Origin of the sequence: Streptomyces sp. NPDC088553 (assembly GCF_044752965.1) — a bacterium.
In the GTDB taxonomy this organism is placed as follows: Bacteria; Actinomycetota; Actinomycetes; order Streptomycetales; family Streptomycetaceae; genus Streptomyces.
Window position 1 is genome coordinate 295204 of sequence record NZ_JBIVMG010000007.1, and the last position, 26834, is coordinate 322037.

Annotated in this window: 19 protein-coding genes; 7 read left to right on the top strand and 12 right to left on the bottom strand. The window is 73.9% G+C overall.

The genetic code is table 11. From position 1 onward, the window contains the following. Positions 1–48: 48 nt before the first annotated feature. From ACIP8Z_RS25225 to fxsT, 7 genes are all read left to right on the top strand, one after another. Entirely contained in the window at positions 49–513 is a 465-nt protein-coding gene (locus ACIP8Z_RS25225) for a CU044_2847 family protein (protein WP_402087085.1), read from the top strand. Further along, positions 510–2552 (top strand): trypsin-like peptidase domain-containing protein, encoded by a 2043-nt coding sequence (locus ACIP8Z_RS25230; protein WP_402087088.1) that lies wholly within the window; start codon positions 510–512, stop codon positions 2550–2552. Before ACIP8Z_RS25225 ends, ACIP8Z_RS25230 begins: the two co-directional genes overlap by 4 nt. A gap of 121 nt (positions 2553–2673) precedes the next feature. Further along, a complete protein-coding gene (locus ACIP8Z_RS25235; RefSeq protein ID WP_402087091.1) occupies positions 2674–3690 on the top strand; it encodes an AAA family ATPase in 1017 nt (338 codons plus the stop codon). Between the two features lie 16 nt (positions 3691–3706). After that, positions 3707–6919 (top strand): SAV_2336 N-terminal domain-related protein, encoded by a 3213-nt coding sequence (locus tag ACIP8Z_RS25240; RefSeq protein ID WP_402087094.1) that lies wholly within the window; start codon positions 3707–3709, stop codon positions 6917–6919. A 114-nt stretch (positions 6920–7033) separates the two neighbouring features. Continuing rightward, complete coding sequence (locus tag ACIP8Z_RS25245; protein WP_318209188.1) at positions 7034–7231, top strand: hypothetical protein; 198 nt, start codon at positions 7034–7036, stop codon at positions 7229–7231. Positions 7232–7375: 144 nt separating this feature from the next. Next, entirely contained in the window at positions 7376–8674 is a 1299-nt protein-coding gene (locus tag ACIP8Z_RS25250) for an aKG-HExxH-type peptide beta-hydroxylase (protein WP_402087096.1), read from the top strand. Positions 8675–8732: 58 nt separating this feature from the next. Beyond that, positions 8733–11756, top strand: coding sequence for an FxSxx-COOH system tetratricopeptide repeat protein (gene fxsT / locus ACIP8Z_RS25255; protein ID WP_402087099.1), 3024 nt, complete (start codon positions 8733–8735; stop codon positions 11754–11756). Positions 11757–11832: 76 nt separating this feature from the next. Here the strand turns inward: fxsT and ACIP8Z_RS25260 are convergent, their stop codons facing one another. The 12 genes from ACIP8Z_RS25260 to ACIP8Z_RS25315 form a co-directional block, all read right to left on the bottom strand. Continuing rightward, positions 11833–15654, bottom strand: a complete 3822-nt coding sequence (locus tag ACIP8Z_RS25260; protein WP_402087102.1) for a multifunctional oxoglutarate decarboxylase/oxoglutarate dehydrogenase thiamine pyrophosphate-binding subunit/dihydrolipoyllysine-residue succinyltransferase subunit — start codon at positions 15652–15654, stop codon at positions 11833–11835. A 290-nt stretch (positions 15655–15944) separates the two neighbouring features. Further along, entirely contained in the window at positions 15945–17015 is a 1071-nt protein-coding gene (locus ACIP8Z_RS25265; protein WP_319309890.1) for a HAMP domain-containing sensor histidine kinase, read from the bottom strand. Positions 17016–17065: 50 nt separating this feature from the next. Beyond that, positions 17066–17803: a response regulator transcription factor gene (locus ACIP8Z_RS25270; protein ID WP_030207163.1), complete on the bottom strand. Its 738-nt coding sequence runs from the start codon at positions 17801–17803 to the stop codon at positions 17066–17068. 71 nt (positions 17804–17874) lie between these two features. Beyond that, positions 17875–18546 (bottom strand): spermidine synthase, encoded by a 672-nt coding sequence (locus ACIP8Z_RS25275; RefSeq protein WP_402087104.1) that lies wholly within the window; start codon positions 18544–18546, stop codon positions 17875–17877. 386 nt (positions 18547–18932) lie between these two features. Beyond that, positions 18933–20369, bottom strand: coding sequence for an MFS transporter (locus ACIP8Z_RS25280; protein WP_402087499.1), 1437 nt, complete (start codon positions 20367–20369; stop codon positions 18933–18935). Between the two features lie 267 nt (positions 20370–20636). Beyond that, positions 20637–21248, bottom strand: coding sequence for a hypothetical protein (locus ACIP8Z_RS25285; protein WP_402087107.1), 612 nt, complete (start codon positions 21246–21248; stop codon positions 20637–20639). Beyond that, a complete protein-coding gene (locus ACIP8Z_RS25290; RefSeq protein ID WP_402087110.1) occupies positions 21245–22573 on the bottom strand; it encodes a hypothetical protein in 1329 nt (442 codons plus the stop codon). Before ACIP8Z_RS25290 ends, ACIP8Z_RS25285 begins: the two co-directional genes overlap by 4 nt. Next, positions 22570–23367, bottom strand: a complete 798-nt coding sequence (locus ACIP8Z_RS25295) for an ABC transporter ATP-binding protein (RefSeq protein WP_402087112.1) — start codon at positions 23365–23367, stop codon at positions 22570–22572. The genes ACIP8Z_RS25290 and ACIP8Z_RS25295 overlap by 4 nt, the downstream gene beginning before the upstream one ends. After that, positions 23364–24548, bottom strand: a complete 1185-nt coding sequence (locus tag ACIP8Z_RS25300; protein WP_402087115.1) for a zf-HC2 domain-containing protein — start codon at positions 24546–24548, stop codon at positions 23364–23366. The genes ACIP8Z_RS25295 and ACIP8Z_RS25300 overlap by 4 nt, the downstream gene beginning before the upstream one ends. Then, a complete protein-coding gene (locus tag ACIP8Z_RS25305) occupies positions 24545–25180 on the bottom strand; it encodes an RNA polymerase sigma factor (protein ID WP_319309884.1) in 636 nt (211 codons plus the stop codon). The genes ACIP8Z_RS25300 and ACIP8Z_RS25305 overlap by 4 nt, the downstream gene beginning before the upstream one ends. 163 nt (positions 25181–25343) lie before the next feature. Continuing rightward, positions 25344–25955, bottom strand: a complete 612-nt coding sequence (locus tag ACIP8Z_RS25310; protein WP_402087118.1) for a hypothetical protein — start codon at positions 25953–25955, stop codon at positions 25344–25346. A 105-nt stretch (positions 25956–26060) separates the two neighbouring features. Further along, entirely contained in the window at positions 26061–26708 is a 648-nt protein-coding gene (locus ACIP8Z_RS25315) for a GNAT family N-acetyltransferase (protein ID WP_402087121.1), read from the bottom strand. Positions 26709–26834 lie beyond the last annotated feature (126 nt).

Here is a 26834-nt window from a genome sequence, read left to right on the forward strand (position 1 = left end):
TCCCACCGACTAGCCTTCCTCATCATCGTTTCGGGGAGCGGGGGCGCTGTGACGCACGGGATCGCGCGTATTCGGCTGGACGACGGCACGCCCGTGTGGGCCCGGGTCAGTGACGTGCAGGAACTCGGCAGGGGCGGTGGGTTCCAGGACACCGGCGTCAAGGACCGGGTGGTCTCGATGGCCGGCGGACTCACGGACGTGGTGCGCGGGGTGGTCGGCTCGCTGCGGGCCGGGCTCGACCCGCAGGGGTCCGTGGAGGTCGCCGTCAGCTTCGGCATCGAACTGTCGGCGCAGTCCGGCAAGGTGATCGGAGTCCTCGCCGACGGCTCGGGCAAGGCCTCCGTGAACGTCTCCCTGACCTGGACCGAACCGGGCCGGGCCGCCGAGCCCGCCGCCGGTCCCGAGCCGGACTCCGCGGCGGATCCGGCGGTCGTTCCCGCGGCCGTTCCCGCACCCCGGCCACCCGCACCCGACCCCTCCGCACCGGATCCGGCGGCCGATGAGCCCGCATGAGCGCCTTCGACGCTCTCGTGCGCCCCGCACTCGTACGCATCGCCGCTCCCGACTGCGGGTATGACCCGCACGGCGACCGGTACTGGGGCACCGGCTTCTTCATCGCCCCCGGCTGGGTGCTGACCTGCGCCCATGTCGTGGCCGAGGGGGGAAGCGCGGTGTGGAGGAACGAGCCCGCCGTCGGCATCACCTGGGAGGACGGGAAGAGGGAGACCACCGGCACCGTCGTGCTCGCCCTGCCGTACCCGGACCGGCCCGACGACCCGCCCGACCGGTGGGCCTTCCCCGACATCGCGCTCGTCCGCGTGCCCGGCGCGCAGAAGGCGTCCTGTGTGCGCCTCGGCGAGCGCCCGCCCGTCCCGCCGGCCTCCGTCGGACTGCACGGCTGGTCCCGGGAGACCGGCGAGCTCGGCATCCGGAACGTCCACGGCACCCTGATCGGCACGGACGGCAAGGCGCTCATCACCGACTGGGTCATGCCCGTCGAAGGCTGCTCCGGCGGGCCCGTCGTCGACCACCAGCAGGGCGCCGTCGTCGGCCTCAACAAGGGACGCGGCCGCGACGGCGGCGCCGTCGTCCCCGTCACCGCGCTGCGCCGGCTGCACGACCTCCCGGGCGGCGAGGCGATGGGCGAGGCGCTGCGCGCCCACGACCGCTACCACCTCGCCCGCTACCGCTCCCTGGACGACCGACCCGACTGGACCCGCACCCAGGGACGTCTCACCGGCGCCACGGGCGTCAGCCCGGGACTGCGCACCCAGCTGTACGGACACTTCGCCGAGCTGCCCGCGCCCACCGCGCCCGGCGAGATCATGGACCTCGTCGACCAGGTCAAGGCCTGGATCAGGGACGACGAACTGCCGGACGCCCTGGAGGACGACCCGCGCACCTGGAGCGAGGGCGCCGGACTCCTGCGCGGACTGCGGGCACCCCGCAGGGACGGCGTCCGCGACCTCGAACTGGACGCGGTGCTCCTGTACGCCGCCCATGTCGCCCGGCACGTGCGCGGGCGGTACGGCGAGCGGGTCGACACCGCGGACCTCACCCACTGGATCGTCGACGAGTCGGGCGACGCCGACCGGCACCTGCGGCGCGAGATCGACCGGCTCGTCAGCCCCGGCCGGCCGGCGCCCCTCTCCGTACGCGAACCCCGCGCGCGTGCCGACGTCCTCCTGGAGATCGACCCCCCGATCTACGACCTGCGTTACCCGTGGCGGGTCAAGCTCCTCCTCGACGGGCACACGGTCAGCCCGCTCCACTTCGACGAGCGGGGCGTCACACGGGCCCAGCTCAGGGAGACCCTGCGCGAGCCGCTCGCGGACGCCCTGCGGCGCGGCGACAGCGGACCGCACCTGGCCGCCGTGGAGGCGGTGCTCCCGCGCGAACTCTTCGACGAACCCCTCGACACCTGGCGGCTCGAACCGCCCCAGGGCGGCCCCGAGGACGCCTGGGCGACCACTCTCGGGCAGCGCAGGTTCGTCGTCATCCGCGACCGCCGCCGCTACGGCCGGGAACCGGCCCCCGAATGGCGCGAGCGCTGGGAGGCGGCGGAGCACGGGCCGCTCCGCGCCGCCCCGCTGCGCGCGGAGGTGCCCGGCGCGGGCCCGGACGCCCACACCGCGCGCGTCCGCCGGGAGACCTGGGCGGAGACGTACGACCGGCTGCGGGAGGCCGGGGGCGGCACCGTTCCCGTGTACTGCGGCCGGGTGGGCAGCGGCGACGGCCTCATGGCGATGCACGCGGCGCTGGCCGCCGGGCATCCGCTCGCCCTCTGGCGGACCGGCGCCCACGACCACACGGACTGCGCGGAGTTCCACGAGCGGGCCGACCGGCTGATCTCCGCCGCCTCCACCGCCTGGACGGTCCGAGGGCCCGTCAGATCCCTGCGCACGCGCGCGACGGACCGGGCGGCGGGCCCCGAGGTGCTGGCCGACTACGCGTGGGCCGAGAGCATCGCCCTGATGCTGGATCCGGTCGACAGGCCTCCCGACGGCGGCCGCCTGGAGCCCCCGCCCCTGTTGGGGGAGGGGGAGCAGTGAGCGGAGTGCCCACCGGGACGACGGCTCCGCGATCCGTCCGATTAAGCCATCGGCAGGCCCCGCTCCCGGGCGGTACCGTCGACGGACCCGGCATCGACACCACAGCCAGGAGGAGTCCATCGTGAGCGATTGGCGGATCTACCGTGGTGCCGGTCTTCCGCACGACGAGATACAGCGGCTGCCCGCCCCGCCGCCCTGGCGCGACTTCTCCACGGGCGGCGCCGACGACACCCTGGCCGGCTCCGACCGACGGCTCGGCGTCAAGCGCCGGCTCGTCCAGAACCACCACCCCCGGCCGGCCGAGACCGACGCCGTGAACGCCGCCCTGTACCTGCGGCGTCCGCTCCTCGTCACCGGCAACCCCGGCACCGGCAAGTCGACCCTCGCCCACGCCGTGGCCCACGAACTGGGCCTCGGGCGCGTGCTGCGGTGGCCGATCGTCAGCCGGACCACCCTCCAGGACGGGCTCTACCGGTACGACGCCATCGGGCGCCTCCAGGACGTCCAGCTGGAGCGGGCCCAGGCCGGTTCGCCCGGCTCCGCCGCCGCGGCCCCGGCCGGCATCGGCTCGTACATCCGGCTCGGCCCGCTCGGCACCGCGCTGCTCCCCTCCGAGCTGCCCCGGGTGCTGCTCATCGACGAGCTCGACAAGAGCGACCTGGACCTGCCGAACGACCTCCTGAACGCCCTGGAGGAGGGCGAGTTCGCCATTCCCGAGCTGGAGCGGCTCGCCGACCGGGAGCCCGTCGTCGAGGTGCTCAGCGACGACGGCCGCAAGGTGGCGGTGCTCGGCGGCCGGGTCCGCTGCACCACCTTTCCGTTCATCGTGCTCACCTCCAACGGCGAACGGGACTTCCCCGCCGCCCTGTTGCGCCGCTGTATCCGCCTGGAGCTCGAAGCGCCCGGCGAGGACCAGCTCCGCGCCATGATCGAGGCCCACCTCGGCAGCGAGGCCGTCGCGGGCGACGGGGAGCAGGGCCTCGTCCAGCGCTTCCTCAACCGCGAGCCGGGCGAGGTCATCGCCACCGACCAGCTCCTCAACGCCCTCTATCTGACCCAGCACGCCTCCCGAGCCGAACGGGTCACCAGGGAACGCATCGCCGACATGCTCATGCAACCGCTCGATCAGCCGAGGTGACGATCGGATGCACCGGATGCATCTGGAAGAACTCACCCGCAGACTGCGGGCCGGTGGCCAGGACCCCACCGCCGAGGACGTCGCGGACGCCCTCTGGCTGGCCCAATGGCTTCCCGGCCCGCCGCCGGACCAGGAGGGGCAGGGGGGACCCGAAGGACAGCAGGGGGAGGAGAACCCCGAAGAGACGGAGGAATCCCCGGAGACCCCGCAGACCGGGGACGGCTCGAACGGGACGCCGGACCCGACCCGCGGCGAGACCGGCGGGGACGGGCAGCCGGCGGCAGGCACCGGGGGCCCGGGGGAGTCCGTCTCCCTCCACATGGCCGCGGGCGCCGCGGGAGTAGTCGACGCCGCGGGCGCCGCCGGAACAGTCTCCCGCCCGGGGCCCGCGGATCGGGGCGCGACCCTGCCCGTCCGTGCCCCCGGCGCCAACGCCCTGCCCGGCCTGCTGGGCCTCCAGAAGGCCCTCCGCCCCCTGCGCGCCTACAGCCTCGCCCCCCACCGCCCAGGCGAGGGCGTCCTCGACGAGGAGGCCACGGCCGAACGCAGCGCCGCCGCCGGCATCCTCACCCCCGTCATGCGCCCCGCGGCGGCACGGCGCCCCGACATCCAGCTGCTCATGGACACCGGCCCCGCCATGGTCGTCTGGAGCCGGATGGTCGAGGAACTCCGCCAGGCCGGGCAGCAGTCCGGCGCCTTCCGCGACGTCCAGGTGCACCGCCTGTACGACACCGGGGACGGCCCCCCGCTCGTCACCACCACCTCCGGCGCCGACGGCCGCCCCAGGCTGCGCCCCGTCGACCAGCTCCACGACCCCACGGGCAACCGGTTCACCCTGGTCGTCAGCGACTGCGTCGGACCCCTCTGGCAGCGCGGCGACGCCCAGCGCTTCCTGCGCCAGTGGCCCCGCCACTCCCCGCTCGCCCTCGTCCAGCCGCTGCCGCCGCGCCTCTGGCCCCGTACCGCGCTCCCCGCCGAACCCGGCACCTTCCAGCGCTCCGCCACCCCCGGCGGCCACACCGTCTTCCACTCCGACGACGAGCCCTGGGGGCCCGTCGTCCCGGGGCGCAGGGCCGTCCCCGTGCTCACCCCGACTCCCGAGGCCTTCGCCTCCTGGACCCGGATCCACACCGGCCACGGCGGCAACGCCGTCCGCGGCTGGGCTGCCTGGCTCGACCCCGAGCCGGTGACGGCGCGCGGGCCCCGCACCCCGCACGCCGCCCGGAGCGACGAGGACCTCCTGCGCGCCTTCCGCGCCGGCGCCTCACCCGGCGCGCTCCGCCTCGCCGTCCACCTCGCGGCCGCCCCGCTGACCCTGCCCGTCATGCAGCTCGTGCAGCGCGCCATGCTGCCCGACACCGGCCCCATGGAGCTGGCCGAGGTCCTCCTCAGCGGGCTCCTGCGACGGCTGCCGGGCCCCACCCCGTACCCCTGCTTCAGCTACCCGCCCGGGATCCAGCAGCACTTACTCGGCTCGCTCGACCCCAGCGCCGCCGCCCTCGTCCTCAAACACTGCTCCACGTACGTGGAGCGCAATTTCGGCCAGGGCATGCGCAACTTCCCGGCGCTCGCCGCGGCACGCCTCGCGGGTGCCGACACCGACACCGCGCCGGGGACCGGCGCCGGGGCCGGGAAGGGCACGGCGTACGACCCCGGCGACGGAACCGGCCACGGATCGGGGACGGGCCGGACGGCCGGCCGGGACGCCGACCTCCCGGAGGAGACCGAGGCGACCGACGAACCCCTCGGACCGGAACGCGCCGAGACGGAACTCTTCGCCCGTATCCCCGCGCGCGTGCTCCGCTTCTACCATCCCGACCTCGTCACCCCCGACCCCCTCACCGAGGCCCGCCGCCTCCTCGCGCAGGGCCGCGCCCAGTCCGACCCGGCCCTGCTCGCCGGGGCCCGCGAGCGCGCCGAGGCGGCGCTCCCGGCCGAACCGGTCGAGGCCCGGATCGTCCTCGCCCGCGCCCTGTACGCCGAGGCCGGCACCGCCGCCGCCCGGCGCACCGGCCGCCGCCCCGAACTCCTCGACCAGGCCGCCGCCACCCTCGTACGGGCCGGGGAGCTCAGCCGGACCGGCGAGGAGGCATGGGCCGAGGCCCGGCTCGAACTCGCCGTCGTCCACCACGCCCTGTGGCGCGACACGGACGAGACCGGTCATCTCGACGCGGCCCTCACCGCCCTCGCCGAGGACGCCGACCGCTGGCCGGAAACCGCCCGCCACACCCTCCATCTGCGCCGCGGCAGACTGCTCCTCGCGCGCGGGGACGGCGAGGAGGCGGCGGGTGAACTCACCGCCGCCCTCACCCTCCACGAGAGCGCCGCGGCCCTGCTCGACCTCGCCGACGCCCTCCACCTCGCCGAGACCGACCCCGGCCGCATCGGTCCCGTGCTCGACCGCGCCGAACCCCTCCTGGGCGACGCGCGCGCCCTGCGGCTCCGCTTCACCACCGCGCGCGCCCGGCTGTACGACGCGGAGGGCGACGGGGCCGCCGCCGACGCGGCGTACGAGGAGGCCACCCTGCTCGCCCCCGCCGACAGCGAGCAGCGCGGACAGCTCCTGCTCACCTGGGGCGGATCGCTGCTGCGGCGGGCCGCGGCGGGTACGGGCACGGCACCGGTCGACCGGGCCGAGGGCGTCCTGCGCGAGGCCCTGACCCGGCTGCCCGCCGGAGCGCCCGAGCGCGCGCGGGCGTGGACCCTGATCGGCACCGTCCTCGCGCTCCGCTTCCACCGCGCCGGCTTCCTGCCCGACCTCTTCGAGAGCCGCCATGTGCTCGAACAGGCGCTCCGGGGCACCCACGATCCGGGACGACGTGCCGAGGTGTGGCTGCAACTGGGCAGGGTCTGCCTGGAGTTGGCCGAAACCGCGCGGGACGGGGTGATCGGCGACGCGCTCGCCGCCTACCGCAACGCCGGGGAGGAGTCCCGCGCCGCCCACGGCGACGACCCGGGCACGGTCACCGGCGCCCGCGCGCTGCACGCCCAGGGGGCGGTGCTCGTCCTGATGGGCCGCCCGGCGCGGGCCCGGGCGGCGCTGCTCGCGGCGACGACGCGGTGGCGGCGCCTCACGGGGGAGCTGCTGGAGGTCGACTGGGACGACGTGGAGCGGACCCGTGAGCTGCTCGCGGAGGTGGAGAGCGCCCGGGTGAGCGAGGGGGTACCGCTCACGCCCGAGGAGCGCCGCCGCGTCATGCCCCCGTGGTGGTCCTGGACGGCTGGATAACGGGGGCGCACATGGGGGCAGTTGAATCGAATGGGTTTCCGGTCTCCTGGCGTCGGGAAGAACCGCCGCACCGCTACGACCGTGGGGGACAGCGTCGGTGAGGAGGAGCCGAGAGTGTTCGAGCACACGGGGTGGGCGACCGGTGTCGGCCGAGATGCCGTCTGGTCTCCGCAACTGTCCGATCTCGCGGCCGTCGACCTGCGGACCTTGCGGGTCACGGACGATGCCGCTCTCGGGGCCGCGGTGGAGAGAGTGCTGCTCCGCCCCTCGGATCTCGTCGAGTCCTGGAAAGAGGACGAGTTCATCGGCTGACCGCCGGGCGCACCCGCGGGACGCCCGTACACGGCGATCGTTTTCGGCCGTATCGACACCAGGCGGCCGGTCGCCCCTCGGCGCCTCGGCCCGGTCCGCGCCGTCCGGTCCACCCGGCGGCCGGTCCCGCGGCCGGAGCCGGGGGTGATCACCGCCCCGCCGGACCCGGCGGTGCTCGCGGGTCTCGCCACCACACGCCCCGGACCGGCCGGGGCGTCCTTTCTGCGGGCCGGGCTCCACGCCCGTCGGCTGCTCCTGCTCAAGACCCTCCTGGTGCGGGTCCAGCGTCACCGCGAGACGGTGGCGCCCGCGGTCCTGCGCGGCTTCGAGGCGGGCTGGCTCCTGCTGGAACGGGCCGAGCGCGTCCGCCCGGACGTCGTGCGCGTCGTCCTGGACTACCCGACCACCGGTGCCTGGCTCGCCGCCGCGCTCACCGAGCCGCTCGGGGCCGGCCTCGACCGCCACCTCGCCCATCTCGAACTCCTCGCCGTCACTGCGGCCCTGCGCGCCGGACTGTCGGTGGACCTGGTCGTCGAGGTCCCCGGCGGAGTGCTCCCGCTCCCCGGCGTCGGCCGGGTGGAGGCGGGCGGCGCGCGCCGGCTCCGGATCGACGCCCGCTCCCGCGCGGTACGGATCGGGGGCGGGGACGGTACGGGCTCCCGCGCCGTGCTCCGCCGCCGCGCGAACGGCCCCGCGACGACCCTGACGGGCAGCGGCCCCGGCTGGCGCGGGCTGCGCGCCCTCCCCGGCGGCGCCACCCGGCTGGAGGACCTCGACCCGTACCGGCTGCCGCCGGACATGGGCATCCCGGCCCGGGCCGCGGCCGACCACACCGACACCGACCACGCCGGCTGGGCCGCCCGATGGACCGCCGCCCGCCGTCTGCTGCGCGGGACCGACCGGGAGCGGGCCGTCGAGGTGGGCCGCTCGGTGGACGCCGTCGTGCCCCTCGTCCCGCGTGGGGCGCGTGCCATCGGAGCCACGCTGAGCGCCGCCCCCGGAGCGGTCCTCATGACGCCCTCCGCCGGTGCCGCGGACATGGCCGAGACGCTGGTCCACGAGCTGCACCACAGCAAGCTCGCCACGCTCCACGAGCTGGTCCCGCTCCACCGCCCCCACCCGCCGGACGGGGCCGCCCCCACCTACCGGGTCGGCTGGCGCACGGACGCCCGCCCGGTCGCCGGCGTCCTCCAGGGGGTCTACGCCCACCTGGCGCTCGCCGACCTGTGGCAGCGGGCGGCGGGGGTCGGCCGCGCCTCCGGGGTGCCCGAGCAGTGGCGCGTACGGTCCGCACAACGTTTCGACCATGTCCACGATCAGGTGGTCGAAGCCCTTGCGATACTGCTTGAATCCGATGAACTGACCAATGAGGGAAGGGAGTTCGCCCGGCAAATGAGGAAGCACCTTGCGAGCCTCAGCTCCGGCCGGCGAGCCCTTGCGTAACACTGTGCCCACGACACATGACACTGCGTGGCGCGTGAGCGGGACGGGAGATGCACACATGGCGGAACAGCGGTCGGGCGGCGCTTCGGCGGACCACGGTGGCAGAGCGGCTCCCGAGCACGTCCTCGTCGTCTTTCCCGGCTACCACCGGCCGTGGGCGGCCTGGATCAACCAGCGCCTCGACACCCACGGCGTCCGCGCCACCCTGCAACGCTGGGACCCGCCCCGCGAGGTCCCCCTGGAGGACTCCCTCGGCGATCTGCTCCTCGCCCGCGGCAGGGTCCTCCTCGTCCTCGACGACTGGTTCTTCGAACTGGGCCCCCGGCCCGCCGGCGAGTGGAACGACGTCCTGCGCGGCTTCGTCGCGAGCCAGGCCGACCGCTTCGCCGCCGTCAACCTCACCAACCGCACCCTGCTCCCCTCCACGGCCGTCCTCGAACCGGTCAGCCTCTGGGGCGTCGGCGAGGAGGAGGCGGAGGCCCGGCTCCTCAGCAGGCTCGACATCGAACCGCGCCGTTCCCCCGCCCGCCGGATCGCGCCGGGCGCCCTCGTCCGCTACCCCGAGACCCCGCCGGACATCTGGGGCGAGGTACCCCGCCGCAACCCCCGCTTCACCGGCCGCGACGACCTCCTCACCGAGCTCCAGGAACGGCTCATGGACGCCGAGCGCGGCAACGCCGCGTACACCCTCCTCGGCATGTCCGGCATCGGCAAGACCCAGATCGCCGCCGAGTACGCCCACCGCTTCAGCTCCGACTACGACGTCATCTGGTGGGTCAGCTCCGACGACCGCAACATCCAGCGCGACCGCCTCGGCGAACTCGCCGCCGCCCTCGAACTGCCCACCGGCAGCGAGCCGGGCGAACGCATCCGCGCCGTCCGCGAGGCCCTCCGCCGAGGCGACCCGCACAGCCGCTGGCTCGTCGTCTTCGACGGCTGGGACGACATCAGGGACGTCGACGTCACGGTCCCGCAGGGACCCGGACACGTCCTCATCACCTCCCGCAACCACGGCTGGCGCGAACACACCGACGTGCTCCCGGTCCGCAACTTCGACCGCGCGGAGTCCACCGGCTACCTGATGCGCCGCGCCCCGCACATCACCGCCGTCGAGGCCGACGAGGTCGCCGCCGAGTTCGGAGACGTACCCCTGCCCCTCGTCCAGGCGGCCGCCTGGCTCGGCGAGTCCGGCATGGAGGCATCCGAGTACCTGCGCATGGTCCGTGAGGGACGGCTCTCCACCGTCGACGAGCCGAGCACCGGCGACGGCATGCCCAACACCTCGCTCACCTCCTGGTCGATACTGATCAACCGGCTCCGGCGCGCCCAGCCCCAGGCCATCGACATCCTCAGCCTCTGCGCCTCCTTCGCCCCCGGCCGCATCCCCCTCGGCATCGTCCGCGCCCACCCCCAGGCCTCCCTCCCCGAGGACCTGCGGTGGATGGCCACCGACCTGCCCGCCTGGACCCGGGCCCTCGACACCCTCGTCAACTACTCGGTGCTCACCCGGGAGACCCGCGGCCCCGTCACCAGCGAGGAGGCCGTACCGCAGCAGGAGTCGATCCACATGCACCGGCTCGTGCACGACATCGTCTCCCGGCTCACCGACGGCGAGCACCGCGAGGCCCACCGCAAGGCCGTCCGGACGCTGCTCGCCGAGGCCGACCCGGGCAACCCGACGGACAGCCGGAACTGGCCCCGCTACTCCGAACTCCTGCCCCACCTGGAGCCCTCCGGGGCACTGCGCAGCACCGACCCGAGGATCCAGACCACCGTCCTCAACTGCCTGCGCTACTGCGACCGCAGCGGCGAGTACAAGGCGGGCACCCGCCTCGCCGGCCGCATCCGCGGCAACTGGACCGGCTTCATGGACCCGCTCTCCCCGCACATGCAGGAACTCACCACCGTGGAAGGCGACATCCTGCGCCGCAGCGGCGGCTTCCGCGAGGCGTACGAACTCGACCTCGCCCGCCGCAACCTGCTCGCCGCGGCCGACCACCCCGACGAGCTCGGCGACCTCAAGTCCAAGATCTGCATCGCCCGGGACCTCCGCTTCCTCGGCCAGTACAAGGAATCCGAACGCCTCCAGCGCGAGGTCCTCGCCGAGGCGCAGAGCCTCCTCGGCGAGACCCAGCAGCTCACCCTCGCCGCCCGCCACAACGTCGGCGTCGTCCTGCGGATGCTCGGCCGTTACCAGGAGGCGCACGAGCAGGACGCCGACACCCTCTCCCGCTGCGAGAACATCCTGCGCCCCCACCACCCCTCCACCCTCAACTCCAACAACGCGGTCGCCCAGGACCTCCGGCTGCTCGGCCGCTACCGCGAGGCCCTCGGCCGCCAGGAGGCCAACGTCCGCCTCCATGTGAAGATCCTCGGCCCCCAGCACCAGCAGACCCTCTACGCGCGCAGCCAGCTCGCCCTCTGCCGACGCCGCGAAGGCGGCTTCAAGGACGACATCGGCGCCGTCATGGCCGGCGTCCTCGACCACCTCGAACAGGCCCAGGGACGCGGCCACTACCTCACGCTCTCCGCGGTCACCAACTACGCCAACTACCTGCGCGAACACGGTGACCTCGACCGGGCCCGCGAACTCATCAACGAGGCCGAGGCCGGCTACCGGGCCCTGCTCGGCCCCGCCCACCCCGTCTCCACCGGCGTCCTCGCCAACACCGCCCTCGTGATGCAGTCCGCGGGCGAGCGCACCGAAGCCATGACCATGCTGGAGGCGGCGCTCGCCGGACTCACCGCCGCCCTCGGACCCGACCACCCCTGGGTCCTCGGCTGCGCCCTCAACGCCACGGCCGCCCGCAACTTCAACGGGCGCGTGTCCGACGCCGCGGAACTCAGCCGGGACACCCTGCGCAGGGCCCGGCACGTCATGGGCTCCGAGCACCCGCTGACCCTCTCCTGCCAGGTCTCGCTCGCCACCGACCTGCGCGGACTGCGCGAGACCGAGGAGGCCGCGAAGCTGGAGGAGGACGCCCTGCTCACCCTCACCAGGACGCTCGGCGCCCAGCACCCGCACACCCTCTCGGCGCGCCAGCGCAACCGCCCGTACTGGGACTTCGAGGCCAACCTCTGATCCCACCCGCACACGCCGGAGGCCCGGCACCCCCAAGCGGGGTGCCGGGCCTCCGTACGTGCTCCGAGGGCGACGATCAGGCGTCGAAGACCTCGTTGACCAGCTGCTGCTGCTCGGCCTGGTGGCGCTTGGCCGAGCCGACCGCCGGGGACGAGGAGTGCGGACGCGAGATCCGGCGCAGGCGCTCGCCCGCCGGGATGTCCGCGCCGACCGCAAGGTCCAGGTGGTCGATCAGGTTGAGCGCGATGAACGGCCACGCACCCTGGTTCGCCGGCTCCTCCTGCGCCCAGATGTACTTCGCGGCGTTCGGGTACTTGGCGATCTCGGCCTGGAGCTCGGCACCCGGCAGCGGGTACAGACGCTCGAGGCGGATGATCGCGGTCTCCGTGTCGCCGCGCTTCTGCCGCTCGGCCTCCAGGTCGTAGTAGACCTTGCCGGCGCAGAAGACGACCTTGCGGACGTCCGCCGGGTTCGCCGTCGCGTCACCGATCACCGGGCGGAAGCCGCCGGTGGTGAACTCCTCCGCCTTGGACGCCGCGGCCTTCAGACGCAGCATCGACTTCGGGGTGAAGACGATGAGCGGCTTGTGGTGCGGGTTGTGGACCTGCCAGCGCAGGAGGTGGAAGTAGTTCGACGGCAGCGTCGGCATGGCGACCGTCATGTTGTCCTGGGCGCACATCTGGAGGAAGCGCTCCGGGCGCGCGGACGAGTGGTCCGGGCCCTGGCCCTCGTAGCCGTGCGGCAGGAGCAGCGTGACGCCGGAGGTCTGGCCCCACTTCTGCTCGGCCGAGGAGATGAACTCGTCGACGACGGTCTGCGCGCCGTTGACGAAGTCACCGAACTGGGCCTCCCAGATGACCAGGGCGTCCGGGCGCTCCAGCGAGTAGCCGTACTCGAAGCCCATCGCCGCGTACTCGCTGAGCAGCGAGTCGTAGACGTTGTAGTGGGCCTGGTCCTCGGCCAGGTAGAGCAGCGGGGTGTAGTCCTCGCCGGTCTCCTGGTCCACCAGGACCGCGTGACGCTGGCCGAAGGTGCCGCGGCGGGAGTCCTGGCCGGACAGCCGGACCGGGGTGCCCTCCATCAGCAGCGAGCCGATGGCGAGGGTCTCGCCCATGCCCCAGTCGATCGTGCCGTCCTCGACGGAGGCGGCGCGGCGCTGCATCTGCGGCATCAGACGCGGGTGGACCGTGATCCGCTCCGGGACGCTGACCTGCGACTCGGCGATCCGCTTCACGACCTCGGTGGAGACCGCGGTGGTGACGCTGACCGGGAAGGCGGCCTTGGCGTCCGGCACGGTCGCCGTCGCCGGGGCGTTGGTCGCCTCGCGGACCTCCGCGAACACCTTCTCCAGCTGGCCCTGGAAGTCCTGGAGCGCCTGCTCCGCCTCTTCGAGGGTGATGTCGCCGCGACCGATGAGCGACTCGGTGTACAGCTTGCGCACCGAACGCTTCTTGTCGATCAGGTTGTACATCTGCGGGTTGGTGAACTGCGGGTTGTCGCCCTCGTTGTGACCGCGGCGGCGGTAGCAGATGAGGTCGATCACGACGTCCTTGTTGAACGTCTGGCGGAACTCGAAGGCGAGCCGCGCGACGCGGACCACGGCCTCCGGGTCGTCGCCGTTCACGTGGAAGATCGGCGCCTCGATCATGCGGGCCACGTCGGTCGCGTACATCGAGGAACGCGAGGACTCCGGGGCGGCGGTGAAGCCGACCTGGTTGTTGATGACGATGTGGACCGTGCCGCCGGTGCGGTAGCCGCGCAGCTGCGACATGTTCAGCGTCTCGGCGACGACGCCCTGGCCGGCGAAGGCCGCGTCACCGTGCAGGGCGACGGGCAGGACGGTGAAGTCCGTGCCGCCCTTGTTGATGACGTCCTGCTTGGCGCGGACGATGCCTTCCAGGACCGGGTCGACCGCCTCCAGGTGCGAGGGGTTCGCGGCGAGGGAGACCTTGATCTGCTCGCCGTCGAGGCCGGTGAAGGTGCCCTCGGCGCCCAGGTGGTACTTGACGTCGCCGGAGCCGTGCATCGACTTCGGGTCGAGGTTGCCCTCGAACTCGCGGAAGATCTGCGCGTACGACTTGCCGACGATGTTCGCCAGGACGTTCAGCCGGCCGCGGTGGGCCATGCCGATGACGACCTCGTCGAGGCGCGACTCGGCGGCCGAGTCGATGACCGCGTCGAGCAGCGGGATGACGGACTCGCCGCCCTCCAGGGAGAAGCGCTTCTGGCCGACGTACTTCGTCTGCAGGAAGGTCTCGAAGGCCTCCGCGGCGTTCAGCCGGCGCAGGATCCGCAGCTGCTCCTCGCGCTCCACGCGGGAGTGCGGGCGCTCGACGCGGTCCTGGATCCACTTGCGCTGCTTCGGGTCCTGGATGTGCATGAACTCGACGCCGGTGGTGCGGCAGTACGAGTCGCGCAGGACGCCGAGGATGTCGCGGAGCTTCATCATCGACTTGCCGGCGAAGCCGCCGACCGCGAACTCCCGCTCCAGGTCCCACAGGGTGAGGCCGTGCTCGGTGATGTCCAGGTCGGGGTGCTTGCGCTGCTTGTACTCCAGCGGGTCGGTGTCGGCCATGACGTGGCCGCGGACCCGGTAGGAGTGGATGAGCTCGAAGACGCGCGCGGCCTTGGTGACGTCGTCGTCGTGGGACGCGTCGATGTCCTTGAGCCAGCGGACCGGCTCGTAGGGGATGCGCAGGGCCTTGAAGATGTCGTCGTAGAAGCCCTGCTCGCCGAGGAGGAAGTTGGCGACGACGCGCAGGAACTCGCCGGAGGCGGCGCCCTGGATGACACGGTGGTCGTACGTCGAGGTCAGGGTCATGACCTTGGAGATGCCCAGCTTGTTCAGGGTGTCCTGCGACGTGCCCTGGAACTCGGCCGGGTAGTCCATCGAGCCGACGCCCATGATGACCGACTGTCCGGGCATCAGACGCGGGACGGAGTGGACGGTGCCGAGGCCGCCGGGGTTGGTCAGGGAGACCGTGACGCCGGTGAAGTCCTCCATCGTCAGCTTGCCCACGCGGGCCCGCTTGACGATGTCCTCGTACGCCTGCCAGAACTCGAAGAAGTTGAGCGTCTCGGCCTTCTTGATGCCCGCGACGACGAGCTGGCGGTCGCCGTTGGGCTTCACCAGGTCGATCGCGAGACCGAAGTTCACGTGCTCCGGCTTGACCAGGGTCGGCTTGCCGTCCTTCTCCGCGAAGGAGTAGTTCATCGACGGCATGGCCTTGATCGCCTGCACCATCGCGTAGCCGATGAGGTGCGTGAAGGAGATCTTCCCGCCCCGGGCGCGCTTCAGGTGGTTGTTGATCACGATCCGGTTGTCGAAGAGCAGCTTCACCGGGACGGCGCGGACGGACGTGGCCGTCGGCACCTCGAGGGAGGCGTTCATGTTCTTCGCGACCGCGGCGGCGGGGCCGCGCAGCGTGATCAGCTCGGGGCCGGCCGGGGCCTCGGCCGCGGGCTTGGCGGCGGCCGGAGCGGCCTTGGCCGCCGGGGCGGGCGCGGCGGCGGGCTTCGCGGCGGCCGGCGCGGCCGGGGCCGCGGCGGCCTTCACGGGCGCCGGAGCGGCCGCGGGGGCCGGAGCCGAGACCGGAGCGGGCGCGGGAGCGGGAACGGCCGCAGGAGCGGCAGGCGCGGCCTGTGCGGGGCCCGCCTGCTGCGCCGCGGGGGCGCTCGGTGGGGTGGAAGCCGGGGCGGTCGGGGTCTCCGACGCTCCGGGCTTGTAGTCGGCGAAGAAGTCCCACCAGGCACGATCGACCGAATTCGGGTCCTGGAGGTACTGCTGGTAGATCTCGTCGACGAGCCACTCATTGGCACCGAAGGCGGCTGCGGGGCTCTTGCCCTGCCCGTCCTGGTCGGTCGGGGAGCTCGGGGTACTGGGGGACTGAGACGACACGGCGGCAACCGCCCTCTTCCGCTTCACAAGGTGATGGACAGCGGAAATAAAGGCTACGCCTGTCCGGCCGAGAGGTGCAGGCGGGGAGCGCCAACGTCGCGCAAGTCACACTTGACGGGGTGTTTCGGGGCCGGGAATGGCGGGAAACAAGCGTGGTTCCGCATGTGTGAGGGTAGGGAGAAGCGCAGGCACGGCCGCCTTCGACCGCACCTCTGACCAGTCCCCGCTCACGTGCGCGGAGGTCTCCCTCACTGACACGCAGAACGGGCTGCTCCGGTTCGAACCCTACGTCAATCTCTTGGTGGAAGGCTGCCCGGAAGAGTGACCCTGATGCGGCAGCCACGTGCCGATTCGGCCACTCCGATCCCGCCGCCGTGCAGATCCACCGCCCAGCGGGCGATCGCGAGACCGAGCCCCGTGCCGCCGTCGCTCCCGGGGCCCTGTCGGTGCGGGGCCGTGCCCCGGTTGAACCGCTCGAAGACCCTGTGCCGCTCCGCCTCCGGGATGCCGGGACCCTCGTCCTCGACCTCCAGCTCCAGGGAGTCCGGGTACGGGCCGCGCCGGGCCCGGACCGTGACGCGGCCGTGCGGCGGCGAGTGCTTCACCGCGTTGTCGATCAGGTTCGCCATCACCTGGTGCAGCCGCTCCGCGTCCGCGTGCGCCACCAGCTCGGGCGGCGACACGTCCAGATGCAGATGCACGTCCGTGCGGTTGTGCAGGCCCGAGGTGGACGAGAGGCCGCGCTGCGAGGCGGCCAGGTTCGCTTCGCGCAGAACTCCGGACAGATACGGCCAGACCTCGAAACGACTCGCCCTCAGTGCCACGACACCGTTGTCAAGACGTGACAGGTCGAGCAGTGTCTCCACCAGCCGGCCCAGCCGCTCGGTCTGCTTCAGCGCCGACCGCATCGTCTCCGGATCCGCCTCGGAGACCCCGTCCACGACGTTCTCCAGTACGGCCCTGAGCGCGGCGATCGGGGTCCGCAGCTCGTGCGACACATTGGCGACCAGCTCCTTGCGGTGCCGGTCCACCGCCTCCAGGTCGTCCGCCATGCGGTTGATCGTCGACGCCAGGTCGCCCAGCTCGTCGCGCCGGTCCGCGCCCCGCACCCGCCGGGTGAAGTCCCCGCGGGAGATCGTCCCGGCCACCGTGGTCATCTCGTCCAGCGGCGCCGTCAGGGACTGCGCCACGAACTGCGTGATCAGCAGGGTCGCGATCATCGCGAAGATCGTGATGTACCGGAACTCCGTGGACGTGCGGATCGCCACCAGCGCGAGCCCGGAGGTCAGCAGGACCGCCCCGACGACCAGCGTGCCCAGCTTGGTCTTGATCGAGATCGCGATCCGGCGCGGCCGGCGCACCCCGCCGTCCGCCCCCCGCAGCTCCCCCGGCCGCCCGGGCCTCCGCCGGCTCACAGCGCCGGGGTCTCCAGCGCGTACCCGACGCCATGGACCGTGCGGATCCGCTCGGCCCCGATCTTCCGGCGCAGCGCCTTGATGTGGCTGTCCACGGTCCGGGTGCCCGAGGCGTCCGCCCAGTCCCACACCTCGGCGAGCAGCTGCTCGCGGGAGAGGACCGCCCGCGGCGTGCTCGCCAGGCAGACCAGCAGGTCGAACTCGGTCGGGGTCAGGTGCACGTCCTCGGACCGCACCCGCACCCGGCGCTGCGCGTGGTCGATCTCCAGTTCGCCGAGGCGCAGGATGCCGCTGCGCGGGGTGACGGCCGCCAGCGCGGCCCGCTCCACCCGCCGGAGCAGCACGTGCACCCGGGCGGCCAGCTCCCGCATCGAGAACGGCTTGGTCATGTAGTCGTCCGCGCCCACCCCGAGACCGACCAGCATGTCGGTCTCGTCGTCGCGGGCGGTCAGCATGAGGACCGGGACGGGGCGCTGGGCCTGGACCCGGCGGCACACCTCCAGGCCGTCGAATCCGGGCAGCATCACGTCGAGGACCATCAGGTCCGGCTGCCATGCCTCGGCCGCGTCGACGGCGGCGGGGCCGTCGGTCGCGGTCTGGACGAGAAAGCCCTCGGCGCGCAGCCGAGCGGAGATCGCCTCCACGATCGTGGCGTCGTCCTCGACCACGAGCACCCGGCGCTGGGCCCCCGGAGTGGCCGCCGCACCGTGGTGAGTGGTGTGTGTCTGCTCCATTGCCCCGCCTCGCGTCGCCGATGTCGGCTCTGCAGCCTAGAGGTACCGGCGGCGTCCCGGCTATCCAGGACTTACTCGGGACGGACGCCGAGGTGAACCACGTCGGGGACGCCCCGGGCAACGGGGATCTCTTCCGTCCGTACCCCGCTGAATCCGGCATTCCGCAAGGACCCTTCGAAATCGACGGAGGGTCGGGCGGACCAGACGGCGAGCACTCCGCCGGGGTTCAGACGGGCCGCGCAGGCCGCCAACCCCTCGGCCGCGTACAGGGATTCGTTGTCCTCGGTGACCGTCCAGTCCGGCCCGTTGTCGATGTCCAGACAGAGGGCGTCGTAGGTGTCCGGGGAGGTGTGGAGGTGGTCCACCAGGTCCGTGTGCAGGATCACGGTCCGGGAATCGGCGAGCGCGGCCCCGGAGATGGCGGCGAGGGGCCCCTGGCGGTGCCAGTCGATGATCGCCTCCTCCCGCTCGACGACCGTGATCCGGCCCCAGCGGGGGTCGGCGGCGGCGTGGGCGAGCGAGAAGCCGACGCCGAGACCGCCGACGAGGACGGACGCGCCGGCGCGGGACGGCTCGGGGAGCGCGGACTGCGCCGCGTCGATCAGGAGCCGCTCGGAGCGCCCGTCGGAGGTGTCCATCAGGAAGGTCCCGTTGGCGATGATCTCGTAGTGCTCGTCGCGCCGGCGGAGGACGACCTCCCCGTACGGTCCTTCGCGGCGGTCGAGGGTGACGGTTCCTGGCATGGTCGGTCGCTCCGCTCTCGGCTCGGCAGTGGGTCCCCGGCCATCCTCGCGGGACGGCGGCGATGGGGACAAACCCGTTTCGGGGAAAGGGAGATGGGATCGGACGGCTGTGCGAGAGGAGTCCTTGGGTCCCCCTCCCCGCCGCGCCGCGCCGCGGTCGGCTCGCCGGGCCGCGTCCGTCCGGATGCGGCCGCCGAGGTCCGGGCGCAGTGGACGATGCCCCGAGGGAAGGCGTTGAATTCGTCTTCGATGTCCGAGAAAGATTCCCTGCAGGGACCATGTCGATACCCCCTTCTCGTGGGTGCGGAACGCGGTGCGCGACTCGGTGCTGGAATTCCGTGCGGGAATTACGTCCGGGAACCGTCTGCGGGAATTCCCGGCGGGAACTACCTCGACGCGTCGACGCGCTCTGCCGTACGGGGAAGGTCCGCGGGCGCCGGTCCGGCGTCGGCGTCCGTCGACCCCGCCCGGCGGCGGAGGCCGAACGCGCTGACGAGGGCGGCGGCGAGGGCGGCGACGAGCGGCACGACGAGGGCGGCCCGGTAGCCGTCGAGAAGCGCCGTCGGCGAGGGGCCGTCCGTGGCCGCGATGTTCACCGCGGCGACGGTGGACAGGCCCAGCGCGGCTCCGAACTGGAAGGACGTGTAGAGCAGACCGCCGGCGACGCCCTGCTCCTCCTCGGCGATGCCGTCGGTGGCGACGATGGTCAACGGCCCGTAGGCCAGCGAGAAGGCCAGACCCAGGATGACCAGGCTGGGGAACATCGCCAGGTACGTCCGGTCGGCGCCGACCGGCAGGAACAGCGCGTACGACAGCGCGGCGAGGAGCAGACCGCCGAAGATCACCCGGGCGTTGCCGAACCTGGCCACGAGCCTGGGCGTCACGGTGGGGGAGAGGATCGCGTCCACCCCGATGACGACGAGGGCGAGACTGGTCTCCAGGGTCGACCAGCCGCGCAGCTCCTGCAGGTAGAGCACCGCGATGAACTGGAAGCCGAAGAAGCCCGCGGCGAAGAGCAGCCCGGCCAGATTGGCGCGGACCAGCGAGGCGTTGCGGAAGATGCCCAGGCGCACCAGCGGCGAGGGCGACCTGCGCTCGACGGCGACGAAGACCAGGAACAGCGCCAGGCTCGCCACGGCGGTGGCGGTCGTCGTGGCCACGGAGACGTGCGCGGCACGCTCGACGCCGAAGACGAGGAGCAGGATGCCGCCGGTGACGCTGACCGAGCCCGCCAGGTCGACGCCCCGGCCCGTGCGGTCCGGGCGCGGCGCCCCGGGGATGAGGGCGATCGCCGCGACCAGGATGAGAAGGCTGAGGATGACCGGGGCGAAGAACACCCAGCGCCAGTCGACGGCGGCCAGCAGGCCGCCCACGACCAGGCCGATCGAGAAGCCGCCGGCCGCGGTGCCGGAGTAGACGAGCAGGGCCTTGTTGCGCTGGGGGCCCTCGTCGAAGCTCGTGGTGATGATGGACAGACCCGCCGGAGTCATGAACGCGGCGGCGACACCGGTCACGAAACGGGCGACGATCAGCATCCAGCCCTCGGTGGCGAACCCGCCGAGGCCGGAGAAGAGCAGGAAGACCACGAGCCAGAGGACGAACATCCGGCGGCGTCCGAACAGGTCGGCGGCCCGGCCGCCCAGCAGCATGAACCCGCCGTAGCCGAGTACGTAGGCGCTCATCACCCACTGGAGCATGCCGGTCGACATGTCCAGGTCCTCGCGGATCGACGGCAGGGCCACGTTGAGCATGGCCACGTCGATGCCCTCGAGGAAGATCGCGCCGCACAGCACGAACAGCACGCCCCAGGCGCGTCCGCTCATGCGGTCCGTACCGCTGCTCGACGGGGATTTCTGAGTGGACACGGAATCGCTCCTTGTACGCGAAAGAAGGGTCGCGGGAATACCGCGGCACAAGGAGAAAGCCGTGCCGCGGGATTCCCACGCGTCGATGGGAAAATCCTGCGGCACGGCGGAGATTCGAGGAAGAAGGCACTTCGAAGTCACCCGGTCACTCCACGGGTACCGACCTCACCTCACGGGTACCGACCCGCCTTCACGGACACCGGCCTCACGGCGCGCGCGGGGGACTCAGGACTCGCCCGTCACCCGCCGCGCCCCCCGCCACGCGTACAGGCCCGCGCCGGCGGCGAGTGCGACGACCGCCACCGTCCACGCACCCGCCTGGGTGCCCGGCTGCATCACCCAGGCCCACCACTGCGCCCCGCCGCCCGGGGCGGGCGGGGCCGCGAGATAGACCGTGCCCACGAAGAAGGCCGGTGGCAGCCAGCTCAGCCGGGCGCCGACGACAGCGGCGGCGCCCGCCGTCACCCCCACCAGCCCGAGGGTGTTGCGTACGACGGCGAGCGCGCCGAACTCCTCCACGTGGCCCGGCACCGCCAGGGCGAGCAGGGCGACGGCGAGGACGGCCGGGGCGAGCACATGGGCGAGACGGCGGGGCCACCACGCGCGTACCGCCGTACGGTCCAGCTCGTCGCTCGGCGCGTGGAGGCTGGTGCCGATCGCGGCGGCCGCGAGCAGCGGGCCGAGGACGACGACCGGCAGCCGTGCCGTGTGGTCGAAGTCGGGCAGCGACTCCAGCCACCAGGCCGCCCAGGCGGCGGCCACCGCCGTTCCGGCGAGGGCGGCCAGGGCGCCGGGCAGGGCGCGGGAGCGCAGATAGAGCAGGGACGAAGACCTCACGGGACCGGCACCTCGTCGGGGTGGCAGGTGTTCGCCGCCAGATAGCGGCCCAGGTAATCGCGCTGGGCGGCCGGGGACTTGGCGCGGAGGCGGTCGATGTACGGCTGGGCGGCGGTCGGATCGGGCCCGTAGTCCTCGGGTGTGGGCGCCAGCCACTCGATGACGGCGAGGTTGATGACGCTCGCCCGCTCCGCGTGCGGACCGGTGTTGTCCCCCGGCCGGCAGGTGTCCGAGAACAGCCAGGACACCGCCGAGTTCAGAAAGAGATCCGGGCGCGGGAGCCGGCCCCGCACCGCGTCCGCCGCCGCGTTGGGCAGTTCGACGTCCCCGGGGCGAGGGGGCCCGAACGGGCCGCCGACCCAGCGGACCGGGGCGCCGGGCAGCCCCTTGAGGCGCGCGTTGAGCGGGGCGAGCGCCGCCGACACCTCCGGCAGCAGACGGGCGTCCACGGCCGTCAGACAGATCTGCGGGGTGCCGTCGTCGCAGAGCGGGCGGGTCAGGGCCGGGTCCGGACGCCACGGTCCCTCGTCCGCCGGCAGGCGCAGGATCACAGCGGCGGCGGCGACCGCCACGGCCAGCGGCACCAGGGCGAGCGGACGCAGCCGCGCCCGGCGGAGCCCGTACGCCAGGAGGACGGTGAGCGCGAGCCCGGCCGTCCACGCCATCGACACCGGACCGAACCACCACACCGGCCGGTCCCAGAGGAACTGGTGCTCGGCAGCGGGGACGAGCCAGCGGGCGGGGCCCTGGCGGTACGCGCCGGCCCCCAGCGCGACGTACCCGGCGATGCCCAGGAGCGGGGCCGTCAGGCGCCAGCGCACCGTACGTCCGACGACATGGCCGAACGCGCCCAGGGAGGCGACGGCGACCGCGTCGGCGGCGAGCAGTTCGAGGAAGGGGCGGCCGCCGGAGACGTACGGCCAGGTCGCGAGGAGACAGCCGGCGTCGGCCAGGAGCACGCCCGCCGCCGGCCAGAGCGCGGACGGGGCGACCGAGACGAACAGGCGGCGGAGCGGCGAGCGGGGCACGGACTCCCAGAGGTCCAGCGTCCCGCGCCGCCGGTCCCGGCCGCCCTGCCAGCAGCCCGCCGCGAGCGCGAGCGGGCCGGCGAGCAGCCCGGCGGCCACGTGCAGGAGGTTCGTGGCATCGGCCCAACGCCCCTGCCAGCCGGGCGCCTTGCCGTACATCGCCACGAGGATCGTGAGCAGGACGGCGAGGCCGGTCCAGGGGCCGAGCCCACGGCGCAGCTCGACGAGGACGGGCCTCGGCGCGCGGGTGGTCCGTCCGGCGGTGCGCGGCGGGGGAGGGGTGAGGGTGGCGGTCACCGCAGTGCTCCCTTCGTGGTACCCGAAGGGGTCCGGTGGGCGTGCAGGGCGGCCGTGTAGCCGCGCTCGACGGCGTGCGTCGTGGAGTCGTTCCCGTCGGTGGACTCCCTGCCGAGCGCGGTGAGTTCGGCCGTCGACCCCTGGAAGGCGAGGCGGCCCGACTCGATGAGCGCGACGTCGGTGCAGGCCGCGGCCACGTCCTCCACCAGGTGCGTGGAGACCACCACCGTCGCCTCCGTGCCCAACTCCCGCAGCAGCGAACGGAAATCGACCCGCTGCTCCGGATCGAGGCCGGCGGTCGGCTCGTCGAGCAGAAGCAACTCCGGTTCGTTCACGATGGCCTGGGCGATTCCGGCGCGCCGGACCATGCCGCCCGACAGCGTCTTCATCCTCGCGTCGATCCGGTCGCCGAGCCCGACCCGTGCCACCGCGTGCTCCACGGCCGCCGGGACGCGCTCGGCCGGCACCTCCTTGAGCCAGGCGACGTACGCCACGAACTCCCGCACGGTGAAGGCCGGGTAGTAGCCGAAATCCTGCGGCAGATAGCCGAGCCGGCGCCGGATGCCGGTGCGTTCGCGGTGCCGCCTCGCGTCCCCGCCGAGCAGCTCCACCCGGCCGGAGGAGGGCGCGGCGACGGTCGCGAGGACCCGGATGAGGGAGGTCTTGCCGGCGCCGTTCGGGCCGAGCAGGCCGTGGACGCCGGGACCGAGGGACAGGTCGAGCCGGTCGAGGGCGACGGTACGGCGATGGCGGACGGTCAGCCCGCTCACCGCGACGGCGGTCGAGACGTTCACCGGAACTCCAGGTGGTCGAAGGAACGGCGCCGCAGCGCGAGGAGGGCCGCGCAGGCCAGCGCGGCGGCGGCCCACCCCCCCTGGACGGCGGGGCCGGAGAAGTACGGGGCGAGCGCGGTGGCCGAAGCGGCCGTGTCCGCGGGCCCGAGCAGCGGACCCGTGACGGCGAGCAGCCACCCGCCGCCGAGCGTGGCGCCCGCCGCCCGGCAGCCCACGAACGAGCCGAGCGCGAGCGTGGCCAGGGTCAGCGCCAGGCCGGGCAGCAGCCAGGCGGCGGCCCCCGGGAAACCGGCCACCGGCGGCAGCAGCGCCCCGCCGGCGGTGAGCAGCGGTACGCAGACGGCGAGGACGGCGGCGGTACGGGTGAGCAGCAGCCGCAGCCCGCCGGACGGGGTGGCGGCGGTGATCTCGTACAGCGGGTCGGCGTGACGTCCGTACGAGACGGCGACGCCTGCGAGCGGCAGGACGGGCGAGAGGGCGAGCAGCAGACTCCGCGCCCCCTGGACCCCGGCGCCGTAGGCGAGCCCGAAGGCCCCGCCGACCACCAGCAGCACGGCCACCACCCAGGACCCGCGGAGGGCGGGCCCGACGGCCCACCAGAGCCGGGCCCGCCGGCCGAGGGGGGTGGGGGCGTGCGGGGCGGGGGCCGGCCGGGTGGGGGCGGGCGCGAGGGGGGAGGGTCGGATGCCGGCGGAGGCCGCGGCATCGGGCCGGGGGGAGGTGGCGGCGTCGGGCCGCCGCCCGGGGGAGGCTGCCGAATCGGGTCGTTGCCCGGGGGAGATGGCCGATTCGGGTCGCCGCCGCGGTGAGGCGGCGGCTGCGATCCGGCGCCCGAGGGGCGCGCCGGCCGCGGTCCGGTGGCCGGGGGACGCGTCGGCGGCGGTCTTGCGGCCGGGGGGACCCGGGCGTACGGTCCGGGCGCACTCCGGCGCCCGACCGGGTCCGAGGGACGCCAGCAGCTCGTCGCGGACGCTCGCGAGGACCGGGCCGGCCGCTCCGGCCCGTACGGCGGCCGAGACGCGGCCCGCGCAGCCCGCGCAGGACTCGACGTGCTTCTCCAGCGACCAGGCGTCGGTCTCGGCGGCGGACCCGTCGGCGTACCGGCGCGCGAGGGCGTCGGAGACGTGCCAGGGGAGCCCGGGGCTCCAGGGGCCGTCCGCAGGGGGGCGTCGTGTCGTCATGCGGTGCCTCCCAAGGCGTGTGGGCCACCGGGGTGGGCCGCCCCGAGCGCGGCGCGCAGTTCGCGGCGGGCGCGCAGGGCGCGGGTCTTGACCGTGCCCTCGGGGATGCCGAGGAGCCGGGCGGTCTCACGGGTCGTCAGGCCGTCGACGACGGTCGCCCGCAGGACCTCGGCGAGTTCGGGCGAGATCCGGTCGAGGGCCGCGCCCACCTCCCCGTACTCCAGTCCGGCGAGCACCCGGTCCTCGGCGGAGGAGGCGGCGGCGGACGGCTCCGTGGGCACGGCGGCGTGCTCGGCCGCCCGTGCCACGACGCGTTCCGCGCGGGCCCCGGCCCGCTGCGCGTCCACCAGGCGCCGGGCGGCGATCACCCAGATCCAGCCGCCGGCCTCGCCCCGGCCCCGGTGGCCGCCGGCCGAGCGCCAGACCGTGACGAAGGTGTCCTGGAGGACCTCCCGTACGGTCTCCTCGTCCGGGCAGCGCCGGGTGAGGCGCGCGTGCAGCCAGCCGGCGTGCCGGTCGTACAGCACGGCGAGCGCCTCGGAGTCCCCCCGGGCGACCGCGCGCAGCAGCGCCGTGTCGTCGTCCTCGTCGCCCCCGGAGGGGCCTCCCCCTGCGGGGCGCAACAGTCTCACGCCTTCTCTATCGCGCGCGTGCCCCGGTTCGGTTCTCGGCGCGGGCACCGGCGTCGATCCGGGCGGGTGCCTGGCCGGGCGGGTGTCGGTCCGGGCGGGTGTCCGGCCGGGCGGGTCTCGGTCCGGGAGTATGCCGGTCCGGTGCGCGCGTACGCGGCCCGGCTCAGGGGTTCGTCGGCGGGCCGCCGTCCGGGAGGGCCGCGAAGACCCGCTGGAGTGCGGCCGGGCGCTCGCCGTCGCCGGTGACGACGAGGCGGTGGCGGTGCGTCACGTAGTACTGGAAGCCGTCGAAGACCGGGTCGCCCGTCGGCCGCTCCGGGACCCGGGCGTACGCGGGGTCCTCCAGGGCGGCCCGGAGTTCGGCGGCCTCGGCAGGGGTCTGCCGGCCGGTGCGGGGCGGCTTGGTGCCGGAGCGGCTGGTCCAGGAGCCGTCGTAGTGGACGACGAGCTTGTTGCGGACGCCGGCGAGGCCGCCGTTGACGACGACCTCGACGAGGACCTCGGCGGGGTGGGGGTCAGTCGCGGTGGGGGTGCCGGGAGCCGTGGTGGCGGCAGGGGGCGTGGTGGTGCCCGGCACCGTCGTGGCTGCCGGGGGCGTCGTGGTTCCGGGGGCCGTGGTCGTCGCCGTGGCACCCGGCTCGGCCGGTCCGCTGGTCCCCGACGGCGGCCCGCCCGGTTCGGCCGGCGTCTCCGGCCCGCAGCCGCTCGTACCGCCGATCAGGGCCCCCACCAGAAGCAGGGTCCCGCACCACGTCCCCCGTATGCCTCTCACCATGGACCGAGCATGCCGGTCGGCGGGCACCGCGCGCAGCCGGACGGTCAGGTTCACCCCCGCCGCCTGCTGTCCCTCGCCCACGAACCCGCCCCCCCGACCCGACCGTCAGCCGGTCCCGCCGCCGTCCCGGACGATGCCGGTGAGCGGACCCCGGTAGCGCCAGTCGAGGGAGTCGTACAGCGCGAGGCCGTCCGTGGTCGCGGCGAGCACCCCGGTCTCGGCGCCGGCCTGGGCGGCGGCCGCCTCCAGGGTGCGCATGACGTTGGCTCCGAGCCCGCGCCGCCGGTGTGCGGGGTCGGTCTCGATCTGGTCGGCGACGGCCGTGGAACCGGTCGGGGCGATCTGGCCGCGGGCGGCGAGGGTGCCGTCGGGCGCCAGGACGCGGACCCGGATGACACCGTCCCTGACCTCGGTGGTCCGTGCGTACCCCTCGGGCGGGGCCGGCCGGGCGCCGGGGTCCAGGGGCTTGATCATCATGAAGCCGGGGTCGTCGGGGACCGTCCATCCCTCCGTGATCCACGCGTGCGCGTCCTCGGGCCCGGCCATGATCTTGAGCCAGCTGTACGGGGTGGTCAGCCGGGTGCAGAGCGCACCGACCGTGGCCGCGTCCGGGGCGGGCAGCACATGCCGTACGACGTGCCGGGGCAGCCCCACCTCGATCCGGTGGCCCCAGGGCTCGTGGACGGCGGCCGGGGTCCCCCGGGAGACGGTCCAGCCCGCCACCCACGCCGATGTAAGAGCTGCAATATCCATGCAGTCATTACATCGGCCGAGAGCGGCCCGTGCGAGGGTGATCGCTCAGAGCGAACAGGCGTCCGGGAACATTCATGGGCTCACATGCATTGAGTCGGCATAGCTCAACTTGACTGCCGAAGGGGA

Bases quoted from the DNA above. Each gene is read 5' to 3' on its own strand.
- ACIP8Z_RS25280 (WP_402087499.1), bottom strand. From the start codon at position 20,369: ATGAGCGGACGCGCCTGGGGCGTGCTGTTCGTGCTGTGCGGCGCGATC.
- ACIP8Z_RS25300 (WP_402087115.1), bottom strand. From the start codon at position 24,548: ATGACGACACGACGCCCCCCTGCGGACGGCCCCTGGAGCCCCGGGCTC.
- ACIP8Z_RS25270 (WP_030207163.1), bottom strand. From the start codon at position 17,803: ATGGAGCAGACACACACCACTCACCACGGTGCGGCGGCCACTCCGGGG.
- ACIP8Z_RS25275 (WP_402087104.1), bottom strand. From the start codon at position 18,546: ATGCCAGGAACCGTCACCCTCGACCGCCGCGAAGGACCGTACGGGGAG.
- ACIP8Z_RS25230 (WP_402087088.1), top strand. From the start codon at position 510: ATGAGCGCCTTCGACGCTCTCGTGCGCCCCGCACTCGTACGCATCGCC.
- ACIP8Z_RS25315 (WP_402087121.1), bottom strand. From the start codon at position 26,708: ATGGATATTGCAGCTCTTACATCGGCGTGGGTGGCGGGCTGGACCGTC.
- fxsT (WP_402087099.1), top strand. From the start codon at position 8,733: ATGGCGGAACAGCGGTCGGGCGGCGCTTCGGCGGACCACGGTGGCAGA.
- ACIP8Z_RS25240 (WP_402087094.1), top strand. From the start codon at position 3,707: ATGCATCTGGAAGAACTCACCCGCAGACTGCGGGCCGGTGGCCAGGAC.
- ACIP8Z_RS25310 (WP_402087118.1), bottom strand. From the start codon at position 25,955: ATGGTGAGAGGCATACGGGGGACGTGGTGCGGGACCCTGCTTCTGGTG.